This window comes from Novosphingobium sp. (genome assembly GCF_039595395.1).
Classification (GTDB): domain Bacteria; phylum Pseudomonadota; class Alphaproteobacteria; order Sphingomonadales; family Sphingomonadaceae; genus Novosphingobium.
Genome location: NZ_JBCNLP010000006.1, coordinates 26,719 through 49,679, shown reverse-complemented (window position 1 = coordinate 49,679; position 22,961 = coordinate 26,719). Strand labels below are relative to the sequence as shown.

Here is a 22,961-nt window from a genome sequence, read left to right as displayed (position 1 = left end):
TTCAGGCCACGCGAGCCCGGCCCGGCACCATCAGCTTCAGCCACAGCAGCGCCAGAAAATAGCTCGAGACGCCAAAGGCGAACAAAGGCGCATAGCCAAGCCCGGCGGTCAGCACCAGACCGGCCACCTTGGTCAGCACCATGCCGCCCAGATTGCCGCACAAGGAGCCGAAGCTGGTCACCCGCCCGATCTGGCGCGAGGGCACGATGTCGGCGATCAGGGCAAACAGGCTGGTGGAAAAGCCCTGATGCCCCACCAGCGTCAGGGCCAGCAACAGCACCGCCCACCAATAGCTATGGACCGCCAGGGTGAGCGGCAGCGGCAGCACGCAGCAGGACGAGATCAGCATGATGGTCAATCGGGTGCGATGCGCGCTCCAGCCCCGGCGCTGCAACGCCGTCCCGGCAAAGCCCGACAGCATCGATCCCGCCGCCGATCCGCAATAGGCCACGGCCAGCGGCGGCCCCAGCTCCAGCCCGGTGAGGCCGAACTGGCGGTTGAAATAATCCGGCATCCAGAACAGCATCAGCCACCATGTCGCGTCGGACAGGATCTTGGCCACGGCGATCACCCATGTCCGCTTTTCGCGCAGGATCGAGCGTTGCGGCACCTCTGCTTCGGCGGGCCCATCATGACGTTCGGGGATGGTGACGCCGCGCGTGATCGCCAACCACAGCGCCGCCCAGACCAGCCCGACCAACCCCGCCGCCACGAAAGTCCCGCGCCACCCCCATGCCACGGCCGCCGCCGGAATGGCCAGCGGGGCCAGAATGGCGCCAAGGCTGGTGAAAGCGTTGGACAGGCCGATGGCGGTCGAGCGCTGATGCGGCGCGAAGATGGTCGTCATCGTCTTCATGCCCGCCGGCGTGCCCATGGCCTCGGTGGCGCCCAGCGAGATGCGGCAGGCGAGGAATTGCGCCATGGAGCGCGCCCCGCCATGCGTCAGCGCGGCCAGCGACCATGTCGCCACCCCCACCGCATTGGCCCATTTCCAGCCCAGCCGGTCCACAATCCAGCCCGCCAGCAGCAGGCCTCCGGCCACGCCTGCCTGAAACCAGGCGGCCAGCGTGCCGTAATCATTGTCGCTCCAGCCCATATCGGCGGAGATGGTCGGCTTGAGCACCGAGATGATCTGCCGGTCGACAAGGTTGAGCACCCCGGCGGTCAGGGCAAAGCCGAAGAGCAGATTGCGGCGGCGTGATGACAGGTCCACGAAGACGTCCGATCCGTTTGAAATCACATGCCGCTGGCCGTGCGCGGCCTGATGGCCAGCCGGAAGACGGGCAAAGCGGCATGGGTCCGGGGCCCGAGAGGTGTGGCGGCATCGGCAATCGTCATGGGGCGGCCCGGATATGCGAGAGTGACAACGCTGGCACAGTAGCAAATTCTACCATTCCGATAGAATATTTTTTATATCCCCGTCCGAAGAAAATTCAGCCTCGCGGACAAGCGAAAGCCCGGCGCATCATCGCTGATGCGCCGGGCCGCGCCCGCCCCTGTCAGGGCCGCGCCATCACGGCACGATCACGAAATCCGGGTTGGCGACGGCAAAGACGGCCTCACGATCGGCGGCAGGCGGATAGATCCACACGCCATTAATCTCCTGCTTGACCTTCTTGCCCTCGGCCCGCGTCAGCTTGACCTGACGGTCCCAGCCCTCGGTGTACATGGCGCCCCATGCGCCCAGATCGAGGCAGGTGACATATTTGGGCTGGCTGTAGGGGTGCAGGGGCAGCCCCACCAGGTCCGCCGCGGCGTTATAGCCTGCCACCCGGCCAAGGCTGAGCGCATGCTGGCAGGTCATCAGGTTGAAATTGCCCGCATCGTCGGTCGCCGCCTTGACGGTATCGCCGGTGACGAAAATCCCCGGAGCCCCCGGCGCCCGCAGGAAAGCATCGCCAACCACGCGCCCGGTGGCGTCATGCTCGCCCGGCACCTGCGCGGCCAGCGGATGAGCACGCACCCCGGCGGCCCAGACGACCGTGGCCGCATCGATCCGGCTGCCATCGGACAGTTGCGCGCCGCCCGCATCAACCGCGCTGAGCCGCACCCCCGCCCGCTGTTCGATGCCGATCTCGGCCAGAGCCTCGCGCACCGTGCGGCCCGCCTCGGCGCCAAATTCGGCGCCGATCTCCGGCGCGGGGTCGACGATGACCACGCGCGGTTGCTGCGGCGCGAACATCACGCGCAGGCGCTCATGCAGTTCGGTCGCCGCCTCCAGTCCGGTAAAACCGCCACCGGCGACCACCACGGTATGGCGCGCAGCGCTTTGCGGCCGGGCGGGCAGTGCCTTGATATGCGCGTCGAGGTGCTGCGCCTGATCGAGCTGGTCAACGGTGAAGGCGTGTTCGACCAGACCCGGAATCGGCGGCATGGCCACGCGGCTGCCGGTGGCAAGCACGAAACGGTCCCAGCCGATGGTCTCACGCGAGCCGTCGCCGCGCAGGATCGCTGCTTGGCGCGTGTCCGCACCGATGGTTTCGACGATGCCGTCGACGAAACGCGCGCCGACGACCTTCAGCAGTTCGGAAACATCGGGGTCCATGTTGTCGAGAACCGCCTCGTAAAAGCGCGGGCGGATCGCCAGCCGGGGCTGCGGTGCCACCATGACAAGATCGATATGGTCTTCGCGCCCTGCCAGAGCGATGGCCCGCGCTGCCGCGAGCACCGCCCAGACACCGGCAAAGCCGGAACCGGCGACGAGGATGGTCTGCTTGGTCATAAGTCTTTCCTTGAAGTTTGCCGGGCACGGGTCATCGCGCCGCCAGACGCGGCAGCCGCGCGCATCAGGCGCGAGGCGGCTTCCCCGATCGCGCCCGGTGGGCGACGGGAAAGAAACGGAAATCTGCGGGGGAATGCGCGGCGCTACGCCGGGGCGGCGCCGCGATTCAGAGGGGTTAGCTGGGGCCTTCGCGGCGCGGGCGGCCGGTGCGCGCGGTGCGCTGGTCATGGCGGTCGCCAAACCAACCTTGCAAATCGGCGGCGAAGCTGCCGGGCGCCTTGCGGTTGAAGCGCTGCGACACCTCGCTCAGGGTCTGGGCTGCCAGCACGTCGCGCATGGCCTTTTCGGCCTGGATCATGACGGCGTGAACCGCGCAGGTGCCGCTGGTCGCCCAGGGCGGAGGGTTGCCGCCAAACAGGGCGCAGCGCCCGCGCACCTCCTGGCAATCGAACAGCGGCTTGTCGCCTTCGACCGCATCGACCACGTCGAGGAAGGAGATCTGTTCCGCCGCGCGCGCCAGGCGATAGCCGCCGCGCACGCCCTCGCTGGCCGAGACCAGCCCCGCCTTTTCCAGCCGGGGGAAAATCTTGGCGAGGAAGCTGGGCGAGATGCCCTGCAACTCGGCGATTTCCCGCGTGCTGAGCGACTGATCGCTGTCAACCAGCCAGAGCAGGCTGTGAAGCGCATATTCGACGGAGGTGGTCAGATGGGCCATGAACTCGGATATACCGAGTCGGCGTTATTTGGTCAAGAGATTAACGCAGACTATATTAGTCCACGTTTTAATCTGGACGACAGGGCTGGCCCCCGATGTCAGGGCAGGCAAGATCCTGCGGTTACAACAAGGGTTTGGCCGTCCTTTTTATGCGCATCGCCGGGCGCGGTGGCAGAACAGGCTGCGTCATTGCGGAACTCCAGACTGCCCTCTGGCGCGGGAGGCATAAAGCTGGGCAGCACCAGGCTTGGCACCACGCCAGGGGCGATCACCGGCGTCCCCACCACGAGAACGCTGGGCATAAAGTTCAGCCGATAGTTCCCCCCGGCAGACAAGGTGCCAAGCCCGATCGGATAAAGCCCGGCAGGAGCGCTGATCGTCGCACTGGTCGCCAGCACCCCGCTCAGCCTGTCGCCCGGCGCGAGACCATCGCCGGCGAGGGTATAGGTCAGGGCGGGATTGAGCGTTCCGACCGGGCGGAATGCGGGATCGGCAGTCACCAGAAGCGAACGCAGGCCCACGCTCAAAGTGGCGGAGCCATAGGCGATCGCATAATTGCCGCTCTGGAGGCCGGACACGGTCAGACCATAGGTTCCCGCATTCACCGCCTCCTGCGCCGAGCCACCATAGGTCAGCGAACCACCCAGCACCGAAGCCGTCTCGCCATTCACGAAACCGGCATAGTTCACCCCATTGCCGCCAGCATACGCCAAGCCATCATAGGTCTTGGCCGCATCATTGGCCGTCACCGTCAGAGCGGCTTTGTTTACCGTCAGCATGCCCGGCGCATAGGTGATCGTGTAATTCCCGCTGCTCAAGCCGGACGCCGTCAGCCCATAGGCCCCGACATTCACGGCCCCCTGCGCCGAACCACCATAGGCCAACGAGCCGCCCAACACCGAGGCCGTCTCGCCATTCACGAAGCCAGCATAATTCACCCCATTGCCACCGACGTAAGGCAGGCCATCATAGGTCTTGGCCGCATCATTGGCCGTCACCATCAAAGCGGCTTTGCTCACCGTCAGCATGCCCGGCGCATAAGTGATCGCGTAATTCCCGCTGCTCAAGCCGGACGCCGTCAGCCCATAGGCCTCGGCATTCACAGCCCCCTGCGCCGAACCACCATAGGCCAACGAACCGCCCAACACTGATGCCGTCTCGCCATTGACGAAACCGGCATAGCTCACCCCATTGCCGCCAACATAAGCCAGGCCATCATAGGTCTTGGCCGCATCATTGGCCCTCACCATCAGAGCAGCTTTGCTCACCGTCAGCGTACCTGGCGCATAAGTGATCGTGTAATTCCCGCTGCTCAAGCCGGACGCCGTCAGCCCATAGGTCCCGGCATTCACTGCCCCCTGCGCCAAGCCACCATAGGCCAGCGAACCACCCAAAACCGAAACCGTCTCGCCATTGACGAAACCGGCATAACTCACCCCATTGCCACCGACGTAAGCTAGGCCATCATAGGTCTTGGCCGCATCATTGGCCGTCACGGTCAGAGCGGCTTTGCTCACCATCAGCGTACCCGGCGCATAAGTGATCGCGTAATTCCCGCTGCTCAAACCGGACGCCGTCAGCCCATAGGCCCCGGCATTCACCGCCCCCTGCGCCAAGCCACCATAGGCCAGCGAGCCACTCAACACCGAAGCCGTCTCGCCATTCACGAAACCGGCATAACTCACCCCATTGCCACCAACATACGCCAGACCATCATAGGTCTTGACCGCATCACTGGCCGTCACCGTCAGCGGCGCCCTGTTCACCGTCAAAACGCCATCGGCCAGCGCCAGTTGATAGCCATTGAGCCCGACCAGCGTCCCCTGCCCCATAGCGATGGCATAGGACCCGCTGCCCACCCCCGCGCTCGCCACCGCCCCGCCGGACGTCAGCACCGGAGACCCCGACAGCGCACCCGCCAGCGTATCCGGCAGAAAGGCGCCCGACACACCGTTGCTCAGCCCGCTCACTGTATAATCCGTGCCGAGCGTGGTGCCGAAACTCACCGTATCGCCATAGGTCTTGGCGCGATCGAGCGCAGCCACCGTCAGAACCGGCGCCTGCGCGAAGAGGTAGCGATTGCCCGAGGCCGAGACCGATCCCATGCCCGACACGCCCCACAGCGCGGTGTTGCCGCTGTCCAATCCACCGAAGGAAGAGGTCGCCGGGCTCGCCGCATAGATCAGCCAGCGGCCATTGGGCGTGATCACCCCGCCCGCTCCCGCCTGATTGACGAAGCGCTGCCCGGCCAGCAGGCTCACCGCATCACCGCCCGCCGCGGAGGACACCACCGCGCCCGAGGCCAGGGTCAGATCGCTCCCCGCCGCCGTGACCCGCACCGCGCCGGTGGAGGCCAGCGAGCCCAATGTCAGCGCATCGAGAGTGTTCACCGTGACCTGCCCCACCGGCGCCGAAGCCGACAGGCCGGCGATATGGTTCGCCCCGGTCAGGCTGTAGCTGCCCGTGTCGTTCAGCAGCAGGCTACCCGCCGTCACGGCGCCACTCGCCACAAGACTGGCGCCGCCGGCGACATTAAGCTGAAGCGATGCCCCGCCCGCATTCCATGCCCCGGTCAGATCGATGGTGCCGCTGCCCAGCGTCACCGCCCCCGTGAAGCTGTTCGCGCCCGCCAGGGTGAGCGTCGAACTGCCCGTATCCTTCACCAGCGAACCAGCCCCGGACAGGCCACCGGACAAGGTCTGGTCCGCCGTGGAGGACATTTGCAAGGTTGCGCCGCTGCCCAGCGTGATCGCACCGGCATAGGCGCCCGATCCCAGCGTGCTGCTGCCCGCAATCTGCAGAATGCCGCCATTGACCGCCGTCGGCCCGCTGTAGCTGTTGACGCCCGACAGGCTGAGGGTTCCGCTCCCCACCTTGGTCAGGCCCAGCGTGCCCGCGCCATCCTGCAGCGTGCCGGTGAAGCTGGTGGATGTGTTCAGCCCCCCCGTGGTGAGGATCGCCCCGCTCGCGGCGCCATTGGTCACCACGCCTGCCCCGGACAGCGATCCGATGGTGGTCGAGACGCCTTGCAGATCGAGCACACCGCCGCCCGCTATGCTGACATCCGCAGGGCCGCCAAGCGCGCTGGCCGATCCGGCCAGCAGCGTGCCCGCCGCGATGGTCGTCGTGCCCGCATAGCTGTTGCTGCCCGAGAGGGTGACGGCGCCCGCGCCCATCTTGGTCAGGCTCGACGCGCTCGCAATCGCGCCCAGCAAGGTGCCGGTCGCGGTGGCGCCTTCGGTGTCCAGCGTCAGCGATCCTCCGCCGGAGATCGTTCCGGCGGCGCTGCTCGACAGGCCGGTCGGCCCCAGTGCCGTCAGCGCGTTGGCGCCGCTTGCGGTCAGCGGCGCATTCAGCGCGATGCTGCCCCCCATGATGGCGACCGGCCCGGCCACGGACAGGGCATTGCTCAGGGTCAGCGCGGCGGTGTTGCCCGCCTTGCCCAGCGTCAGGCTGGAAAGCGTGTTGCCAAAAGCCCAATCGCTGCCGAAACTCAAGGCGCCCGATCCGGCACGCAGATAGGTGAAGCTGGTGCCCGAAGGCTGAATTGTCAGCGCCCCCTGAGTCTGGACACTGATCGAGCCTGCTATGGCATTGCTGTTCGACTGGCTGATCGAATTGGCGTTGACCGTCACCGCGCCGACCGCGCTTTGCGTGCCGTCGTCACCGATGCGGATGCTGCCTGCGGCGTTGGCGGCAGACAGGATCAGCCCATTGGCATTGGCGCCCGCCGCGTCCAGCGAGTTGCTGCCGTTGAGGGTGATGGTGCCGCGTTGCGATACAACCCCCACCTGCCCGGTGGCGGTATCGCTTTCCAGCCTGATCCCCGCCGTGTCACCATTGGCATAGTTGTTGTTCGAGAAGGTCGCCGCGCCGTTCAGGGTGATGGCGCCGCTGGTGCTGCGCACGATGGTCTGGTCGCCCGGCGCATGAGCGGTGAGCGTCAGCGCGTCGCGTTGCCCCGTGCCGCCGCCCGCGCTGTCCATGCCGGTGCCGGTAAGGGTGATCGCACCGCTGCCGCTGGTGATCAGCACATTGCCCGCAGCGCTGCCCGCCCGTCCGCCCAGCATCACCCCCGTGCCGCTGGAGAATTTGTTCAGCACATCGCCCGCCACCGTGATGGAGCCACTGGTGGTGGTCAGCGCAGTGCCGGTGTCGAGCCAGATGCCGATGTTCTTCGTGCCGGTGGTGACGGTGCTGGCATTGCTCTGCCCGCGCAGGCTGATGTTGCCCGCGCCGGTGCTGATGCTGGTGGTGCCGAGATAGATCGCCTGCTTGTCGCCCGTATAGGCGGTGGCCGGATTGGCGCCCACCGTCAGCCCGTTCCATAATTGCGAGGCCTGCCCCCCGCCCCCCATCCAGACATGGCCGCCATTGGTGGTGATGGTCGATCCGGTTATGGAGATCGTCCCTTCGCGCCCCGTGGTGTTGTAGCGCGTCCACAGCACCAGATTGAGCGCATTGCTGGTGGAGGTGATCGTGGCACCGGTCAGGGTGATGGGCGAATTGCCCGCAGCATTGCCCGCCTGCAGGGTCAGCGTGGCATTGCCCCCCGAGACCTTGATCAGGCTGACCCCGCTTTGCCAGGTGATCCCGCCCGTCACCGAATTGAGCACATCGGTGCCGCCGTTGAGCGAGGCGGCATAGCTGTTGGCGGTGGCCTGATCGATGATGCTGTCCGCCGGATCGATCAGCCATGTGCCGCCCGCGCCCAGCGGCGCCCCGGCATCGACCAGCCCGCCCGCGCTGTCGACCCGATGGCCCGAGGTTTCGACCATGCCCCCCGCCCCGGAGCCCGCGCCCCGCGCCCGGATCGTGCCCGAAAAGCGGGTCTGCGATGCCGCATCGACGACATTCGACCACAGGACGGCGGTGCCGCCATGGCCATCGCCTGTGGCGCTGACATCGATGCTGCTGCCCGCCACCATGGTGACGCTGGTGGCCTGGGTCAGAGTGCCCTCGCCATGCAGGCCGCCGCCGACCAGAACCGTGCCCCCGGCGCTGCCTCCGGTGGCGGTCAGCTTTGCGCCGCTCTCGAGGCTGATATCCTTGCCGGTCAGCGTGATCGCCCCGCCTTGCGTCGCGCCCGAGGCCTCCACCCCGCCCGCCAGCCGGACCGCGCCGCCAGCGCCACCATCGAGAACGACCACCCCGCCCTCGGCATGCGCGCCCTGTGCGGCCAGCTCTCCGGGCACATTGACGGCGTTGCGGATGGCGTCGGACACCGTCGCGGCGCGCAGCTCGATGCGGGCGCCGGACAGCCGGCCTGCCATCGCCACCAAAGGATCGTCGCCCGAGGCCGGCGCGGGCAAGGCGACCTGCAGGAAGCCGTCTCCGGTCAGGTCCAGCGTGGCCTGCCTCCCCGATCCCAGCCCGATGCGGCCCAGCGGCGCGGCGATGATGCCGCTGCTGGCCACCCTGCCGCCGAGCAGCGCCGCAAAGCCACCGCTGCCCACGCTGATGGCCCCGCTGTTGCTGACGGTGCCGGTGCCGCTGCCGTTGAAACCCAGCGTGCCCTGGGCGAAATCCCGGTCGCTGATGTCCAGCGTGGAGGCGACAAAGCCGCCGCCCATCGTCACCGTGCCCGATGCGGTGATGGCAATGCCGTTGGGGTTGACCAGAAACATCTGCCCGTTGCCGCTGACCGCCCCCGCGATGGTGGAGGCCGTCGCCCCGGTCACCCGGTTGAGGATCGCCGCGCCCGCATTCGGCTGGTTGAAGGTGACCGCTGCCCCCTGCCCCACCGAAAAGCTGTCCCAATTGACCACGGCGCGCTGGCTGGTCTGATCCACGGTGATGGCATTGCCCCCGCCATGGATCGCCGCATTGCCCAGCGCCACGCTGCCACCTTGCGGCAGGCTCTGCGCATGGGCGAGCGAACTGCCTGACAGCAGCACGGCGATCAGGGCGATAGAGGCGGGAGAACGGACCATGCTCAGAACCTCACCGCTGTCGAGACATTCACCCGCGCGCCATCGGGGCGGGCGTGGCCGCCGGTGATGCCCAGCTCGACATTCAGGCTGGCGCCCGGCTTGCCGGTCAGGGCGAAGCGCGCGCCCATGCCGAAAGCGTGAAGCGTGGTGAAACGCGGCTCGACCGCGCTGGCCGCGTTGAGCCAGCCCCAGCCCTGCGCGGCAAAGAGGTAATGCTCGATCACCGCGCCGCGCAGGATCGGCGGCAGCGTGTGGCCAGCTTCGGCGCGCAGGGTCAGGCCCTGATCCACGCTGGCGCTGCCCGAGGGCAGGGTGGAGGCCGCCTCCGGCCCATCGAGGGTGAACTGTTCGGAAAGCATCTGGGGCTGGCCGAAAGCCGCCTGCCCACGCGCAACAAGGTTGAGATGCAGATCCTGAGGCAGCCCCACGCCGACCCGCGCCGTGGCGGCCAGAGTGGTGAAATGACTGTCGGCGCCCTGCCGGGAGAGCGGCAGGGCCAGCGTGCCGTCACGCCCGCCCAGCCCGTGTGAAAGGAGAAGATCCAGCCCGGTCTGGACGCCCGGCAACTGATGATGCCATTCCGCGCCGATGCGCAGCGCGCGATAGCTGTCGCGGTTCAGGGCCAGATCGAAATCGGGCGCGCGCAAAGTCTGGCGGATGGCGGCGAAGGTGCCGGTCAGGCGCAGGGTTTCGCGGCGCGTGCGCACCACCGGCACCGCCAGCCGCAGTTGCAGCCGCGTGAAATTGCCCACCGTCACCGGCACGCCGGGCTGCGGCGCGGGCTGGGTGCGCGACACCACCGCCTCGCCATTGAGCGTCACCCCGCCATGGCCGAGCGGCACGGTCAGCCCGCCGCCCAGCACGCCGAAGGGGCTGTTGGGGAAGCCGTAACGCCCCAGCGCGGGTTGCGCCCCGGCAAAGCCGTAGATTTGATCCCCAAGCCCCAGCAGGCCATTGGCGGCAAGGCTGGCATTCACCGCCCATGTCCCCAGCGAAGCGGGCAGCGTGTTGTCGATGCCGAGGGCGCCGTTGAAGCGGTCAAAATGACCCTCGACGATCAGCCTTGCGCCGCCGCTCTGGTCGCCGCGTGTCAGGGCGCTGCGCAGATGGGCGCCGGGCAGATCGCTGGCGAGCAGCAGGGCCCGCTCGATCGCCGCCTGCGTGATGTGGCGGCGCCCCACCAGAAAACGCAGGCGGGCCATCACCATGCCGCGCCGGGCGGGCGACAAGGCCGAGACATCCACCGCCTCGATAAAACCGTCGGTGATCACGACGCGCAGGGGCCGCCCCGGCGCAAGCTGCTGCGGCGGGATCGTGACGCGCGCCAGAACATAGCCATGGCGCGCATAGGCCTGTTCCAACCGCAGCGCCGCATCGAACAGCCCGCCCACGGTCATCGGTCGGCGCGCAATCTGGCGGGCGAAAGCGGCATTGGCCCTGGCCATCTCCGGAAAGGCGCCCTCCAGATCGGGACGCCCCGGATCGACCGGAAGATCGGCACCCCGGTCCGTGACAGGGGCGCCGGTCGGCCCTCCATCGGGCAGGGTCAGGGGAGGCGGTGTGTCGGTGCGGGGCGGCGGGGCAATATCGCGGGGGGTCACCTGACTTGGCGCCACCTGAGGCGCCGCCTGAGCCCCAACCCCCGGCGCATAAGCCAGACCTGCAAGGACAGGCACGCCCAGCCAGATGGTATGACGGCCTGTTCGGGCCTTGGAGAGGAGGGCCGTTGGCAAAAGTCTCTCTATGGATCGCGCTGTCGATGCTGATCCGCAGATGTATCAGGGGGCTGTTGAGACCTCTTTAAGCATGTGACCGTGTTTTCTCTGATGGGGCGGCGTCAGCCGGGCCTGCGCTGCTCCAGCTCCTCGGCGATCAGGGCGGTGATGAAGTCCACAAAGACCTGCACCTTCGCAGGCCGATGGCGGCGTGACGGATAGATGGCGTAGAGCGGAAAGGTCTCATCGCTCCAGTCGGGGAACAGCTCGATCAGATCGCCCTTGTCGCGCAGCGCCTGCGTGCCGAAAGCCAGCACCTGGGCGATGCCGCCGCCCGCCAGACAGGTTTCCAGCATGGTGCGCGCGTCGGAGGTGACGAGGCGCGGCTGCTTCTCGATCTCGACGATTTCGTCGTCGCGGTGGAATTCCCACTCATAGGGGCGGCCGCGCAGCGCATCCCAAAAGTCGAGCACATCATGATCGGCGACATCGCGCGGATGGGCAGGCCGTCCGCGCCGCGCGATATAGGACGGCGCCGCCACCGTGATCACGCGGGTTTCCATCAGCTTGCGGGCGGTAAAACCGCTCGACGGCGACTCGCCATAGCGCAGCGCCAGATCGAAGCCGTCAGCGATCAGATCACCGATCCTGTCGCGCATGATCAGCTCGGTGGAAAGCTCCGGGTGGGCCGCGACAAAGTCCGCGATGCGGCCGGGCAGCGCCACCTGCGAGAAGAAGGGATCGACATTGACCCTCAGCCGCCCCCGCACCACCGTCGCCGTGCCCGAGGCATCGAGGGCAGCTTCCTCCAGTCCGTCGAGCAGCGGCAGCGCCCTTTCGTAAAAGCGCCGCCCCTCATCGGTGAGATGCATGCTGCGCGTCGTGCGCTCAAGCAGGCGGACGCCCAGCCGCGCCTCCAGCCGGGCGATGGCGCGCCCTACCCCCGATGCCGTCAGACCCAGCGCATCGGCGGCGCGCGTCATGGAGCCGGCATCCACCACCGCGACCAGCACGGTCACGCCCGAGAGCAGGCGGGTATCATAGGGCAAGGCGCAATTCCTGATTGTGAGTCCGTTTGGCCAGATAAGCACGGCGCTCAATTCAGGGAAAGCGGCAGGGGCGGAGCAAAGGTTTGATGGGCGGACGCTGCCGCCCTGATCCGGCGTGAAAAAATCTTCCGAAAAGCGCGACGGGAAGTCTCAGGGCCTGCGTTCAAACAGGGTCGGCCAAGAGACAAGGGCCGCTGCAACATTGGAGGCATCCATGAAGAAAACCATCCTGCTGGCCGCGCTTGCCGTCAGCGCCGCGCTTTGCTCCATCACGCCCGCTCAGGCGGCGCAGGGGTGTGGTCGCGGCTTCCATCGCGGTCCTTATGGCGCCTGCCACCCCAATTATGGACCGGCGCCCGTCGTGGTCGCTCCCGGTCTGGCCGTGGGCGTGTTCTATCCCGGCCACGGCTATTGGGACGGTCACCGCTATTGGGGCCATCGCTATGGCTGGCATGGCGGCTGGCGCTATCGCTGAGCGATGAGGGGCGGGGCCAGAGTGATGGCCCCGCTTTTATGGCCGATTATCGCTTGAGCCCCGCCAGATAGTCGGCCACCACGCGCTTCTCCTGAGCGGTCAGCGTGGTGGCCACCTGCTTCATCTGCGGGTTGTGGCCGGAGGGCCCGGCATAATGGTCCAGCCGCGCGAGGATATAATCGGCGGTCAGCCCGGCGATCGCCGGGCTCTTGAGCGCGGGCGTGCCTTGCAGGTGCTCGCCATGGCAGGCGGCGCAAGGCGGGGCGCCCGATGCCGCGCCCTCAAAGGCGATCCGTGCGCCCGGCGAAGCGGCGGCCTGGGCCGGTCCGGGCATCAGCAGCAGGATGGTCAGAGGCAGCAGATGCTTCATGGTGCGACACCCTTCGTTGCGACGTTTAGCCTCACGATGACAGGCCGGCCACGAAATCATAGACCGCCAGCACCGCCAGCAGGCCGAGAAAAATGCGCATGCCAATCAGCAGACGCCGCTGGGACAGGGTGAGAGGCATGAGGGGCAGGGTTTGTGGCAAAGTTCGTGACTGCGTGTTCATGGGGGTTCTCCCGAATGAAAGGGGTTCAGGCCAGCCAGTGGCTCGCCGCCTGCCAGCTTGAGGCCAGCACGCAGGCCGTGGCCGCCAGCGAAACGCCGATGGTGATCGCGATGCCGAGGATGTTGGCCATGCGGCCATTGACCTGATCCCCCATCAGCGCGCGGTCATTGGCCATCAGCAGCAGGAAGGTGAGCGCGGCGGGCATCAGGATCGTCGCCAGCAGATTGGCATTGAGCACGATGGCCATCAGCGGCACGCCGGGGATCAGCACGATGGCCCCCGCGATCACCACCATGCCGATGTTGATGCCGTGGAACAGGGGCGCGGCCTTCGGATCGGCATCGAAGCTGGCGACGCAGCCCTTGATCGATTCCCCGGCGGCATAGGCGCTGCTGGCCGAAATGGTGAGCATCGCTACCGCCCCCGCCTCGATCAGGCCCAGCGCGAAGAGCGCTCCGGCCGGGCGGCCCAGCAGTTGCGCAAGGGCCTGCGCGAAACCGGCGCCCTGCTCGAAGCTGCTCAGATCGATATGATGGATGAACAGCGGGCTGGCCGCGACCAGCGCGCCGCATCCCGCCAGTGCCGCCACGACAGCGCCCAGCATGGTGTTGATCCGGCTCTGGCGCAGGGCGGCGGGGCCGGAGAGTTGTTTGTCAACCGAGGCGCTCTGCTGGAAGAACAGCATCCATGGCGTGACCGTGGCGCCAACGTTGGAGGCGATCACCAGCAGCAGTTGCGCCACGCCCGATTGCGGCAGAGGTGTCCATGTGGCCGTTGCCAGCGCGATCTGCGCCATGGAAGGATGCGCCAGCACCGCCACCACGATAAACAGCAGGTTGAAGACGGCCAGCCCGGCACAGACCGCCTCCCAGCGCGCATAGCGCCCGGTCAGCGAACTGCACAGGATCAGCGCCACAGCGCACAGCATCGCGCCCCAGGCCGGTATGCCGAAAAAGCCCATGCCGATGCGGATGGCGATCACCTCGGCCAGAATGGTGACCAGATTGGTGCCCAGCAGGTCGATGGCGGAAACCCAGCCCCAGCCTTGGCCGAAGCGCTGGAACATCAGCGCGCCATAGCCCCGCCCGGTGACCACCGCGATCCGCATGGCCATCTCCTGAATGACATAGGCGGCGGCGAAAGTGACCAGAATGAAGGGCAGGAAAAAACCGATGCCATAGCTGGCGCCGGTCGCGGCATAGGAGAGCATGCTGGGCCCGTCATTCTCGCCCAGCATGGCCAGCATGCCCGGCCCGATCAGCAATCTGGCCCAGGTGGCCGCCCGGCTGCGGGATGATGCGGCAGAGGTATAAAGCGCCGATGGCGCATAGGGCATCGAGGACGTCTGCGACATGGTCGGTGCTCCTTGGGAATGGTCGGGATGATGAGCCCGGCAGCCCTCGTTTGGGGACAGGGTGGCTGCCGGGCTCGCCGGGCGTTCAGGCCGGCAACACGTCCCAGCGGGCCTTCGAGAACTGACGGATCAGCGAAGGGTCCATATTGGTATGCTGGGCAACAAGTTCGGGCGGGGTGCAGGCCAGCCACTGCGCCAGCGACACCTCCTGAAAGCGGTCGGCCTTGAAGATTTCCAGAAAGACCAGATCCTCGGTCCCGGTGTTCTGGACATAATGGCCGAAGCTTTTCTTCACATAGCCAAGATCGCCGGCGCGGAAATCGGCGGTCATGGCGCGCGGGCCGGTGTTGAAGACCGTCATGCGCGCCTGGCCCTTGATGTAATATTGCCATTCATCGGCATTGGGATGCCAGTGCAGCTCACGCAGACCGCCCGGCTTGATCGTGACCAGCGCGGCGGCGATGGTCTTGGAAATCGGGAAGTTGCGCGTGTCGACGATCTTGACGCTGCCGCCCTTGGTGACCTTGTTGGCCTTCATCTCGCCCATCGAGAAAGTGAACTCGAACTCGGGCTCGCCCAGCGGAGAGGCCACGGCGCGCTGCGCCTCGGCCAGCGGAGGGACAGGGTCCTTGGCCTGATAGATCCAGAGATTGTCCATGGGGATGTTCTGGAAGACGCGCTCGGGCATGCCGAAATTCTGCGCCAGAATCTCGGGCGGGGTATGCGCCATCCATTCGGTCAGCATCAGCGTGTTGAATTCCGACGCCCGGCCATTGTCGAACACCAGCGTGAATTCCGCGCCGCTCGAGCCGATGCCCTGAAGCGAATGCGGCAGGCCCGGCGGGAAATACCAGAGGTCACCCTCCTTCACGTCGCGCACGGCGGCCCGGCCATCACCATCGAGCACGGTGATGCGGCATTTGCCGTCGGTCATCACTGCCCATTCGGCCTGCTGGTGCCAGTGCAACTCGCGCACACCGCCCGGCCCGAGGCGCATGTTGACGCCGGAGACCGCCTCGGAAATCGCGAAATCGGCCTGCGTGACCTCGCGCGCCCAGCCGCCAGACTGGATGCGCTTATGGGCATTGCTGAAGGAGGCCCAGAACAGGTCCATCCCCGCCACATCGGTGGCCGGCGGGTCCTGAAAGGAGGGGAACTGCCCGGCCAGCGTCGGATTCTGCGGCCCCGGATCCTCTCCTGCAATGGCATTGGCCAGGTTGCGTCGGCCCTGAGGCGGCCGGTCGGGGTTGCCGAAACTGGCGGCATGGGCCGCCGTGGCGGCGGAAGCGGCAGCCGCCATCGCACCGGCCGCAATGATGTTGCGACGGGAATAATCACTCATGGCAATTCTTCCAATAGTTGGAGATGTGTCAGGATCTTGCCAATATTAAAAATAATTAAGGTGGAAGTGGCTCGTTCCTGTGAAAGACATCTTCGCCATGGGGTGATTTTGATCAAGCGATAACAATCATTGCGATTTCGAATGGACCACCAATGTTTGACACCAACCTGCTGAAAACCTTCCTTGCCGTGGTCGATGCCCGCCAGTTTACCGCGGCGGGCCATGTTCTGGGCATCAGCCAGTCCACCGTCAGTCAGCATATCCGGCGGCTGGAACTGGCCTGCGGACGCCCCCTGCTGGAGCGTGACACCCATGCCGTCAGCCTGACGCCGGATGGCGCGGTGCTGGCCGATTTCGCGCGCAAGATCGTCGACGCCAGCCGTCAGGCGGTGGATTTCTTCGCGGGCAGCGCGCCGCGCGGGCGGGTGCGTCTGGGCATTTCGGAAGAGATCACCCTCACCCGCCTCTCCGCGCTGCTGCGCGAGATCGGGCAGGCGCATCCGCTGCTCAGCATCGAGCTGACCGTGGGCCTGTCCTCGGCGCTGTTCCAGAAGCTGGATGGCGGCGGGCTCGATCTGGTGCTGGCCAAGCGGCCTGCGGGTGACGATCGCGGCATCGTCGTCCATCGCGAGCGTCCGCTGTGGATCGCGCATCAGGATTTCCGCCTTGGCGCGGGGGACGCGGTGCCGCTGGTGATCTATCCCACCTCCTCCATCACCAGTTCGCTGGCGATGGAGGCGCTGGTGAATGCCGGGCGAAACTGGTTCGTCGCCTGTTCGAGCGAGAGCCTCAACGGGCTGCGCGCCGGGACTTTGGCGGGGCTGGGCATCATGGCGCAATCGCGCCTGCTGCTGGGCGATCCGGAAGGGCAGTTGGTGGCCATGGGGCCCGAGGCGGGATTGCCCGAACTGGCCGAGTTCGACTTCGTCGTCGTGGGGCGCAGCGCCCGCATGAGCGGCGCCATCGGCACGCTGGCCGATCTGATCGTGGAAAAAAGCCCGGCGCTTTGGCCATGAAGCATCGTGCGAAAAAGTGGGAACCGGTTTTTCGTATAAAACGATGCGGCAACAATAAACTGGCACACAAAACCGGCCCGGAAAGATTCCGGACCGGTTTTGTAGTGCGTTGGCGTGATCAGGTCAGCTTGTAGGACTTCGCGCCCGTGCCGGCCAGCACGCCGGAGTCGACGATCAGATATTCATCGCGGATCGGCGTGCCCTCGAAGTAGTTTTCGAGGATTTCCAGCGTGCCCGCCGCATAGCGCGTCTGCGCCGAGAGCGACGTGCCCGAGATATGCGGCGTCATCCCGTTGTTGGGCATGGTGCGCCAGGGGTGATCGGCAGGGGCGGGCTGCGGGAACCACACGTCTCCGGCATAGCCTGCCAGTTGCCCGCTTTCCAGCGCGCGGACGATGGCATCGCGGTCGACCAGCTTGCCGCGCGCGGTGTTGATCATATAGGCGCCGCGCTTCAACTGGCTGAGCTTCCTGTCGTCGAAGAAATGCTCGGTGGAGGGGTAGAGCGGCATCTGCAGGTTGATGATATCGACCGCCTTGATCAGCGATTCCGCGTCCTCATGGAAGGTCAGGCCCAGTTCCTTCTCGACCTCGGGGCTGAGGCGATGCGGGTCGGTGTAGTGCAGATGCAGGCCGAAGGGCTTCAGGCGGCGCAGCACCGCAAGGCCGATCCGCCCGGCCGCGATCGTGCCGAAATGCATGCCTTCCACATCATAGCTGCGCGCCACGCAATCGGCGATGTTCCAGCCGCCCTTCACGGCGTACTCATGCGAGGGCAGATAGTTGCGCACCAGCGAGAGCACCATCATCACCACATGCTCGGCGACGGAAATGCTGTTCGATCCGGTGACTTCGGCCACGGTGATGTGGTTGCGGGCAGCCGCCTCCAGATCGACATGGTCCGAGCCGATCCCGGCGGTCAGCGCCAGCTTCAGCTTCTTGGCCTTGGCGATGCGCTCAGGCGTCAGATAGGCGGGCCAGAAGGGTTGGGAGATCACCACCTCGGCATCGGGCAGATGCTTTTCGAACTCGCTGTCGGGGCCGTCCTTGTCGCTGGTGACGATCAGCTCGTGGCCCAGCCCTTCCAGATAGGAGCGCAGGCCCAGCTCGCCCGAAACGCAGCCGATCAGATCGCCGGGGTTGAAGCCAAGCGCACCCTTGGGGGTCGGCGCGGTCTGGCCATTGGCGTAACCGGAAATCACCGGAATGTCGTCACGCGCATAGCGCGGCGGATAGGAGGTTTCGGGATCGGGATAGAGAACGCAGAGAATCTTTGCCATGATTTCAGTCTCCTGCTCGCTGCCTTTTCTGGGGGGAAGGATCTGTGCAGCGGTGAGACCGGGATGGGCGCGGGAACCAGATGGGTCCAATCGTTTGATCTGACTGGATCATAAGCGAAATCTATCAGGCGGGCGGAACACGCCTGTTTTCGGCGAAAACCGCAGGGTCCAGCCGCCGCGACAGCGCCCACAAAGCCTCCGACAAAGGCGGTTGCACCTTGCGCGCCTGCCGAATCAGCCCGACGGCGGAGGTCTGTTGCGGATGGATGGCATGCTTATGAATGTTGTCCCCCAGTCCCTCGCCCGGCAGCGCGCCTTCGGGCAACACGCTGACCAGCGTCCCCTCGCGCACCTGCGAGAGCAGCACCTCCACCGCATTGGTTTCCAGCACGATGTCCGGCTTCACCCCCACGCCGGCGAAAATCCGGTCGATGATGCGACGGTTGTGCATCTCCCCGCTCAGCAGGCAGAGCGGCAGGCTGGCCACCTCCTTCCAGCCGATGGGGTCGGGCAGGGTCACGCCATCATGGGCAATCAGCACATGGCGTTCGGTGAAGAGCGGCAGATAATCGAAGCCATCCTCCTCCTGCGCATCGGCATAGACCACCGCGAGATCGATCTCGCCCTTCTTGATGCGGCGGTAGAGTTCGGGCGTGCTGAGCGCATGCACCTCCAGCGTCAGGGCCGGAAAGCTCTCACGAAAGGTGCTGACCAGAGCGCTGAGCGGCGCCACCGCCGAGGGAATCGTGCCGATGGAAACATGCCCGCCCGCCACCTGCCGCACCAGCGCGGCCTCTTGCTTCAGGCCATCCAGGGAAGCCAGCACCTGATGCGCCCAGGCCAGCACGCGCTCGCCTTCCGGGGTGATGCCCTGAAAGCTGCGGTTGCGCTTGATGATGGTGATGCCCAGCTCGCGCTCCAGCTCGGCCAGCCCGGCGGAGAGCGCCGGCTGCGAGACATGGCAGGCCTCCGCGGCGCGCGCGAAATGGCGATGCCGGTCAAGGGCAACGAGGTAAACCAACTGACGCATGAACATGGGGGGAGGTGTTCCTGATCCCGGAAACGCGCTGCATAGCAGCGGCGCCCGCCCGCGCCAATTCATACAACCGGATGGTTGGTGGCCCGCCAATGGGCCCGCTGTGCATCCGGGCGAACACGACCCGACCCGGATGCACATTGGCCCGCTCCGTCATGACAGGAGGGTCATTCACGGGATCGGACAGCCTTGGTATACTGCAAAATGCAATCGTTCTCCATGCCAATCGGCGCAGGATCGGCGAAAAATGTCCCCTTATGGGACAGCGCCCTTATGCCACGGGCCACAAGCGCACCGGCTCATCCCGCGCTTGGCTTCACCTTTCCGCGCGCTATGAAGGCCTTATGGACATGTTCGCGGCGCTCGGGGCCTTTGTGGCCGTGGTGGAGGAAGGCGGCTTTGCGCCCGCCGCGCGCCGGGCCGGACAGGCCGCCTCCTCCTTCACCCGCCATGTCGATGCTCTGGAGGCGGCGCTGGGCGTCACCCTGCTCAACCGCTCCACACGGCGAGTCTCCCTGACCGCGGCGGGCGAGGCTTATTACCCGCAGGCCAGCCGCCTGCTGGCCGATCTGGCCGAAGCCAACCGCAGCATCCACGAGCGGGATGGTCCGCCGCGCGGGCTGCTGCGCATCAGCCTGCCCGCCTCCTTCGCCCGCATGCATGTCACGCCTTTCCTGCCGCGTTTCATGGCCGAATATCCTGCTGTCGAGCTGGATTTGCTGGTGAGCGACGCCGTGGTCAATCTGGTCGAGCAGCGGGTGGATGTCGCGGTGCGTCTGGGGGTGCTGGATTCCTCCAGCCTGATCGCGCGGCGCCTTGCCCCGCATCGCCGCATCGTCTGCGCCAGCCCGGCCTATCTGGCGCGGCATGGCGCGCCTGCCGCGCCCGGCGATCTGGCCGATCACGCCTGCCTGACCTTCGCCTTTGCCGATGGTGAGCGGCGCTGGCGCTTCACACAGGGCGGGCGTGTCGAGCAGATCCGCGTCACCGGCCCATTGCGCGCCAATCAGGCCGAGGCGCTGAAGGAAGCCGCGCTTGCCGGTTTCGGGCTGGTGATGCTGCCATCATGGCTGGTGGGCGAGGAGATCGCGCAAGGCGGACTGCGCCCCATCCTCACGGAATGGCAGGCCGAAATCGGGCGCCCCGGCGTGAGCCCCTCGGCGGAGGGCGGCATCCATGCCCTCTATCTGCCCGACCGCAAGGGCTCGCCCAAGGTGCGCGCCTTTGTCAATTTTCTGGCGGCCCGGTTCGGCACCCCGCCCTATTGGGATCGCGCACTCTGATCTTTGCGCATTCCGCAAAGATCATCACGATAATGAGCTGATTATCATCCAAGCCAATCAGGCCCAGATCATGCACACCAACCCGGACGCCGCCAGCAAGGCCCCGTCCCAACGGAGTGCCCCCTCATGACCGACCCGATTTCGTCCGATCTGCTTTTCGCCCCCACCCGCATCGGCGCGCTGGATCTGCCCAGCCGGATCGTGATGGCGCCGCTCACCCGTTCGCGCGCGGCAGAGGGCAATGTGCCCGCGCCGCTGGCCATTGACTATTACCGCCAGCGCGCCTCCGCCGCGCTGATCATCACCGAGGCGACCCAGATTTCCCAGCAGGGTCAGGGCTATGCCTGGACCCCCGGCATCCACACGCAGGCCCAGATCGAAGGCTGGGCCAAGGTGGCCGATGCCGTGCATCAGGAAGGCGGGCGCATCGCCATGCAGCTCTGGCATGTGGGCCGCGTCTCGCACACCGTGTTCCAGCCGGGCGGCGCCCGCCCTGTGGCCCCCACCGCCATGCCGGTGCCCGCCAAGGCCTTTATTCCGGGCGAGAACGGCCAGGGCATCTATGCCGACATTCCCGATCCGCAGGAACTGACCATCGCGGGCATCCAGATGATCGTCGCCGATTATGTGCAGGCCGCGCGCAATGCCATCACCGCCGGGCTTGACGCGGTGGAGATCCACGCCGCCAATGGCTATCTGCTCGACCAGTTCCTCAACAGCGGCAGCAACTGGCGCACCGACCGCTATGGCGGTTCGGTCGAGAACCGCGCCCGCCTGCTGCTGGAGGTGGTCGATGCCGTCAGCGCCGCCATCGGCAGCCAGCGTGTGGGCCTGCGCCTCTCGCCCATGGGCAAGTCCTTCGGCATGGATGAGGCCGATCCGGAAGCCCTGTTCCACCATGTCATCGCCGAGCTGAACAAGCGCGAGCTGGCCTATCTCCATCTGGTCGAACCCACGGTGAAGGGCCGCGAGATCGCCACCGAAATCGATCCCCGCGCGCAGGCCCTGATGCGCGACATCCGCGCCAGCTTCTCGGGCCCGATCATTCTGGCGGGCGGCTACACGCGCTGGAACGCCGAGCAGGCGCTGGCCGATGGTCGCGGCGATCTGATCGCCTTTGGCCGCCCCTTTATCGCCAACCCCGACCTGCCCGAAAGGCTGCGCCTCGACGCCCCGCTCAATCAGGGCGACCCCGCCAGCTTCTTCGGCGGCGATGCCCGTGGTTACACCGATTATCCCACGCTGGCGGAGCTGGCCGAACGCGAGCTGACAGCGTGAGCGCCCCCGCAACGCATTCGCTGCGCCCCGCCCTCACCCTGACCATGGCCGCCGCCACCGGTCTGGCGGTGGCCAACATCTACTACAACCAGCCGATGCTCGGCCTGATCGAGCGCGATCTGCCCGGCACCGCCGCCGGCTTCGTGCCCACCGTGACGCAACTGGGCTATGCGCTGGGCCTGTTCCTGCTGGTGCCGCTGGGCGACCTTGTCGAGCGGCGCCGCCTGATCGTCGCCCAGTTCCTCGCTCTGGCCGTGGCGCTGTCGGGGGCGGCGCTGGCCCCTTCGGGATCGGTGCTGCTGCTGGGCTCGCTGATGGTCGGGGCGCTGGCCACTGTGGCGCAGCAGATCGTGCCGCTGGCCGCGCATATGGCCCCGCCCGCAAAGCGCGGCGCGGTGATCGGCAAGGTGATGGCCGGACTGCTGCTGGGCATTTTGCTGAGCCGCACGCTGGCGGGCTTCGTGGCACAGCAGGCCGGATGGCGCAGCATGTTCTGGCTGGGCGTGCCGCTGGCCATCGTGGCGGGCGGGGTGCTGCGGGTGGCGCTGCCGCACTCGCGGCCTGACCACAAGACGCCCTCCTATCCCGCCCTGCTCGGCTCGCTGTGGCATCTGTGGCGCGATCTGCCGGTGCTGCGCCGCTCGACCCTGACGCAGGCCCTGCTCTTTGCCGCCTTCAGCGCTTTCTGGAGCATTCTGGCGCTTTACGTGCAGCAATTGGGCCATGGCTCTTCGGTGGCGGGCATGTTCGGAATCGTGGGAGCGGCGGGGGTTTTCGCGGCCCCTCTGGCGGGCCATCTGGCCGACCGGCGCGGACCGGGCGCCGCGATCACGGCGGGGACGGTGCTGACCATCCTTGGCTGGGCGATCGCGGGCCTGTCGCATGGGCTGGTCGGGCTGGCGATCGGCTGCATCGTGCTCGATCTCGCGGTGCAGGGCGCGCTGATTTCGCATCAGCATGGCGTCTATGCGCTGCGGCCCGAGGCGCGGGCGCGGCTCAACACGCTGTTCATGGGCGGCATGTTTCTGGGCGGCGCGCTGGGCTCGGCTCTGGCCATGGCGGCCTGGCAGGCGGCAGGGTGGCATGGCGTGGGCCTGCTGGGTGGCGGCCTCGCCGCGCTGGCCCTGGCGGCCCAGTGGTCCGGCCGGTCGGCGGATCAACCGGCCGCAAGCGCGGTGGCCTAGGGCGTTTTCATGCCGGGTGGAAACACCCG

At 66.7% G+C, this 22,961-nt stretch carries 17 protein-coding genes; 5 read left to right on the top strand and 12 right to left on the bottom strand.

Features of this window, described 5'->3' with window-relative positions; genetic code table 11:
• Position 1: 1 nt before the first annotated feature.
• The 6 genes from ABDW49_RS20490 to ABDW49_RS20465 all read right to left on the bottom strand — a co-directional run bounded on the left by ABDW49_RS20490 (position 2) and on the right by ABDW49_RS20465 (position 12,134).
• Positions 2-1,213, bottom strand: a complete 1,212-nt coding sequence (locus ABDW49_RS20490) for an MFS transporter (RefSeq protein WP_343614770.1) — start codon at positions 1,211-1,213, stop codon at positions 2-4.
• Positions 1,214-1,513: 300 nt separating this feature from the next.
• Positions 1,514-2,722 (bottom strand): FAD-dependent oxidoreductase, encoded by a 1,209-nt coding sequence (locus tag ABDW49_RS20485; RefSeq protein ID WP_343614769.1) that lies wholly within the window; start codon positions 2,720-2,722, stop codon positions 1,514-1,516.
• 175 nt (positions 2,723-2,897) lie between these two features.
• Positions 2,898-3,437: an Rrf2 family transcriptional regulator gene (locus ABDW49_RS20480; RefSeq protein WP_343614767.1), complete on the bottom strand. Its 540-nt coding sequence runs from the start codon at positions 3,435-3,437 to the stop codon at positions 2,898-2,900.
• Positions 3,438-3,535: 98 nt separating this feature from the next.
• The gene (locus ABDW49_RS20475) at positions 3,536-9,370 is read right to left on the bottom strand and encodes an MBG domain-containing protein (RefSeq protein ID WP_343614765.1); all 5,835 of its coding nucleotides are present in this window, start codon (positions 9,368-9,370) and stop codon (positions 3,536-3,538) included.
• Between the two features lie 2 nt (positions 9,371-9,372).
• Positions 9,373-11,103 (bottom strand): ShlB/FhaC/HecB family hemolysin secretion/activation protein, encoded by a 1,731-nt coding sequence (locus tag ABDW49_RS20470; protein WP_343614763.1) that lies wholly within the window; start codon positions 11,101-11,103, stop codon positions 9,373-9,375.
• 104 nt (positions 11,104-11,207) lie between these two features.
• Positions 11,208-12,134: a LysR family transcriptional regulator gene (locus ABDW49_RS20465; RefSeq protein ID WP_343614761.1), complete on the bottom strand. Its 927-nt coding sequence runs from the start codon at positions 12,132-12,134 to the stop codon at positions 11,208-11,210.
• A 214-nt stretch (positions 12,135-12,348) separates the two neighbouring features.
• On the opposite strand from ABDW49_RS20465, the gene ABDW49_RS20460 reads away from it, so the two are divergent.
• Positions 12,349-12,609, top strand: coding sequence for a hypothetical protein (locus ABDW49_RS20460; RefSeq protein WP_343614759.1), 261 nt, complete (start codon positions 12,349-12,351; stop codon positions 12,607-12,609).
• Positions 12,610-12,655: 46 nt separating this feature from the next.
• Here ABDW49_RS20460 and ABDW49_RS20455 read toward each other — a convergent pair whose 3' ends face one another.
• The 4 genes from ABDW49_RS20455 to ABDW49_RS20440 all read right to left on the bottom strand — a co-directional run bounded on the left by ABDW49_RS20455 (position 12,656) and on the right by ABDW49_RS20440 (position 15,856).
• Entirely contained in the window at positions 12,656-12,979 is a 324-nt protein-coding gene (locus ABDW49_RS20455; RefSeq protein WP_343614757.1) for a c-type cytochrome, read from the bottom strand.
• A 31-nt stretch (positions 12,980-13,010) separates the two neighbouring features.
• Positions 13,011-13,160 carry a hypothetical protein gene (locus ABDW49_RS20450; RefSeq protein WP_343614755.1) on the bottom strand — a complete coding sequence of 50 codons (150 nt, stop codon included), beginning with the start codon at positions 13,158-13,160 and terminating at the stop codon, positions 13,011-13,013.
• Between the two features lie 25 nt (positions 13,161-13,185).
• Positions 13,186-14,514: a divalent metal cation transporter gene (locus tag ABDW49_RS20445; RefSeq protein WP_343614754.1), complete on the bottom strand. Its 1,329-nt coding sequence runs from the start codon at positions 14,512-14,514 to the stop codon at positions 13,186-13,188.
• 85 nt (positions 14,515-14,599) lie between these two features.
• A complete protein-coding gene (locus tag ABDW49_RS20440) occupies positions 14,600-15,856 on the bottom strand; it encodes a cupin domain-containing protein (protein ID WP_343614752.1) in 1,257 nt (418 codons plus the stop codon).
• A gap of 152 nt (positions 15,857-16,008) precedes the next feature.
• On the opposite strand from ABDW49_RS20440, the gene ABDW49_RS20435 reads away from it, so the two are divergent.
• Positions 16,009-16,872 (top strand): LysR family transcriptional regulator, encoded by an 864-nt coding sequence (locus ABDW49_RS20435; RefSeq protein WP_343614751.1) that lies wholly within the window; start codon positions 16,009-16,011, stop codon positions 16,870-16,872.
• 118 nt (positions 16,873-16,990) lie between these two features.
• On the opposite strand, the gene ABDW49_RS20430 is transcribed toward ABDW49_RS20435, so the two are convergent.
• Complete coding sequence (locus ABDW49_RS20430) at positions 16,991-18,151, bottom strand: NAD-dependent formate dehydrogenase (RefSeq protein ID WP_343614749.1); 1,161 nt, start codon at positions 18,149-18,151, stop codon at positions 16,991-16,993.
• A 124-nt stretch (positions 18,152-18,275) separates the two neighbouring features.
• The gene (locus ABDW49_RS20425) at positions 18,276-19,187 is read right to left on the bottom strand and encodes a LysR family transcriptional regulator (RefSeq protein WP_343614747.1); all 912 of its coding nucleotides are present in this window, start codon (positions 19,185-19,187) and stop codon (positions 18,276-18,278) included.
• A 350-nt stretch (positions 19,188-19,537) separates the two neighbouring features.
• On the opposite strand from ABDW49_RS20425, the gene ABDW49_RS20420 reads away from it, so the two are divergent.
• The 3 genes from ABDW49_RS20420 (at position 19,538) to ABDW49_RS20410 (ending at position 22,932) form a co-directional block, all read left to right on the top strand.
• Entirely contained in the window at positions 19,538-20,470 is a 933-nt protein-coding gene (locus tag ABDW49_RS20420) for a LysR family transcriptional regulator (RefSeq protein ID WP_343614745.1), read from the top strand.
• Between the two features lie 126 nt (positions 20,471-20,596).
• Positions 20,597-21,748, top strand: a complete 1,152-nt coding sequence (locus ABDW49_RS20415; RefSeq protein WP_343614744.1) for an alkene reductase — start codon at positions 20,597-20,599, stop codon at positions 21,746-21,748.
• A gap of 44 nt (positions 21,749-21,792) precedes the next feature.
• Positions 21,793-22,932 (top strand): MFS transporter, encoded by a 1,140-nt coding sequence (locus ABDW49_RS20410; RefSeq protein ID WP_343617335.1) that lies wholly within the window; start codon positions 21,793-21,795, stop codon positions 22,930-22,932.
• The last annotated feature ends 29 nt before the right edge of the window (positions 22,933-22,961 follow it).

Bases quoted from the DNA above. Each gene is read 5' to 3' on its own strand.
- ABDW49_RS20475 (WP_343614765.1), bottom strand. From the start codon at position 9,370: ATGGTCCGTTCTCCCGCCTCTATCGCCCTGATCGCCGTGCTGCTGTCA.
- ABDW49_RS20435 (WP_343614751.1), top strand. From the start codon at position 16,009: ATGTTTGACACCAACCTGCTGAAAACCTTCCTTGCCGTGGTCGATGCC.
- ABDW49_RS20455 (WP_343614757.1), bottom strand. From the start codon at position 12,979: ATGAAGCATCTGCTGCCTCTGACCATCCTGCTGCTGATGCCCGGACCG.
- ABDW49_RS20425 (WP_343614747.1), bottom strand. From the start codon at position 19,187: ATGTTCATGCGTCAGTTGGTTTACCTCGTTGCCCTTGACCGGCATCGC.
- ABDW49_RS20410 (WP_343617335.1), top strand. From the start codon at position 21,793: ATGGCCGCCGCCACCGGTCTGGCGGTGGCCAACATCTACTACAACCAG.
- ABDW49_RS20450 (WP_343614755.1), bottom strand. From the start codon at position 13,160: ATGAACACGCAGTCACGAACTTTGCCACAAACCCTGCCCCTCATGCCT.
- ABDW49_RS20440 (WP_343614752.1), bottom strand. From the start codon at position 15,856: ATGAGTGATTATTCCCGTCGCAACATCATTGCGGCCGGTGCGATGGCG.
- ABDW49_RS20460 (WP_343614759.1), top strand. From the start codon at position 12,349: ATGAAGAAAACCATCCTGCTGGCCGCGCTTGCCGTCAGCGCCGCGCTT.
- ABDW49_RS20485 (WP_343614769.1), bottom strand. From the start codon at position 2,722: ATGACCAAGCAGACCATCCTCGTCGCCGGTTCCGGCTTTGCCGGTGTC.
- ABDW49_RS20415 (WP_343614744.1), top strand. From the start codon at position 20,597: ATGACCGACCCGATTTCGTCCGATCTGCTTTTCGCCCCCACCCGCATC.
- ABDW49_RS20445 (WP_343614754.1), bottom strand. From the start codon at position 14,514: ATGTCGCAGACGTCCTCGATGCCCTATGCGCCATCGGCGCTTTATACC.
- ABDW49_RS20480 (WP_343614767.1), bottom strand. From the start codon at position 3,437: ATGGCCCATCTGACCACCTCCGTCGAATATGCGCTTCACAGCCTGCTC.
- ABDW49_RS20430 (WP_343614749.1), bottom strand. From the start codon at position 18,151: ATGGCAAAGATTCTCTGCGTTCTCTATCCCGATCCCGAAACCTCCTAT.
- ABDW49_RS20420 (WP_343614745.1), top strand. From the start codon at position 19,538: ATGTTCGCGGCGCTCGGGGCCTTTGTGGCCGTGGTGGAGGAAGGCGGC.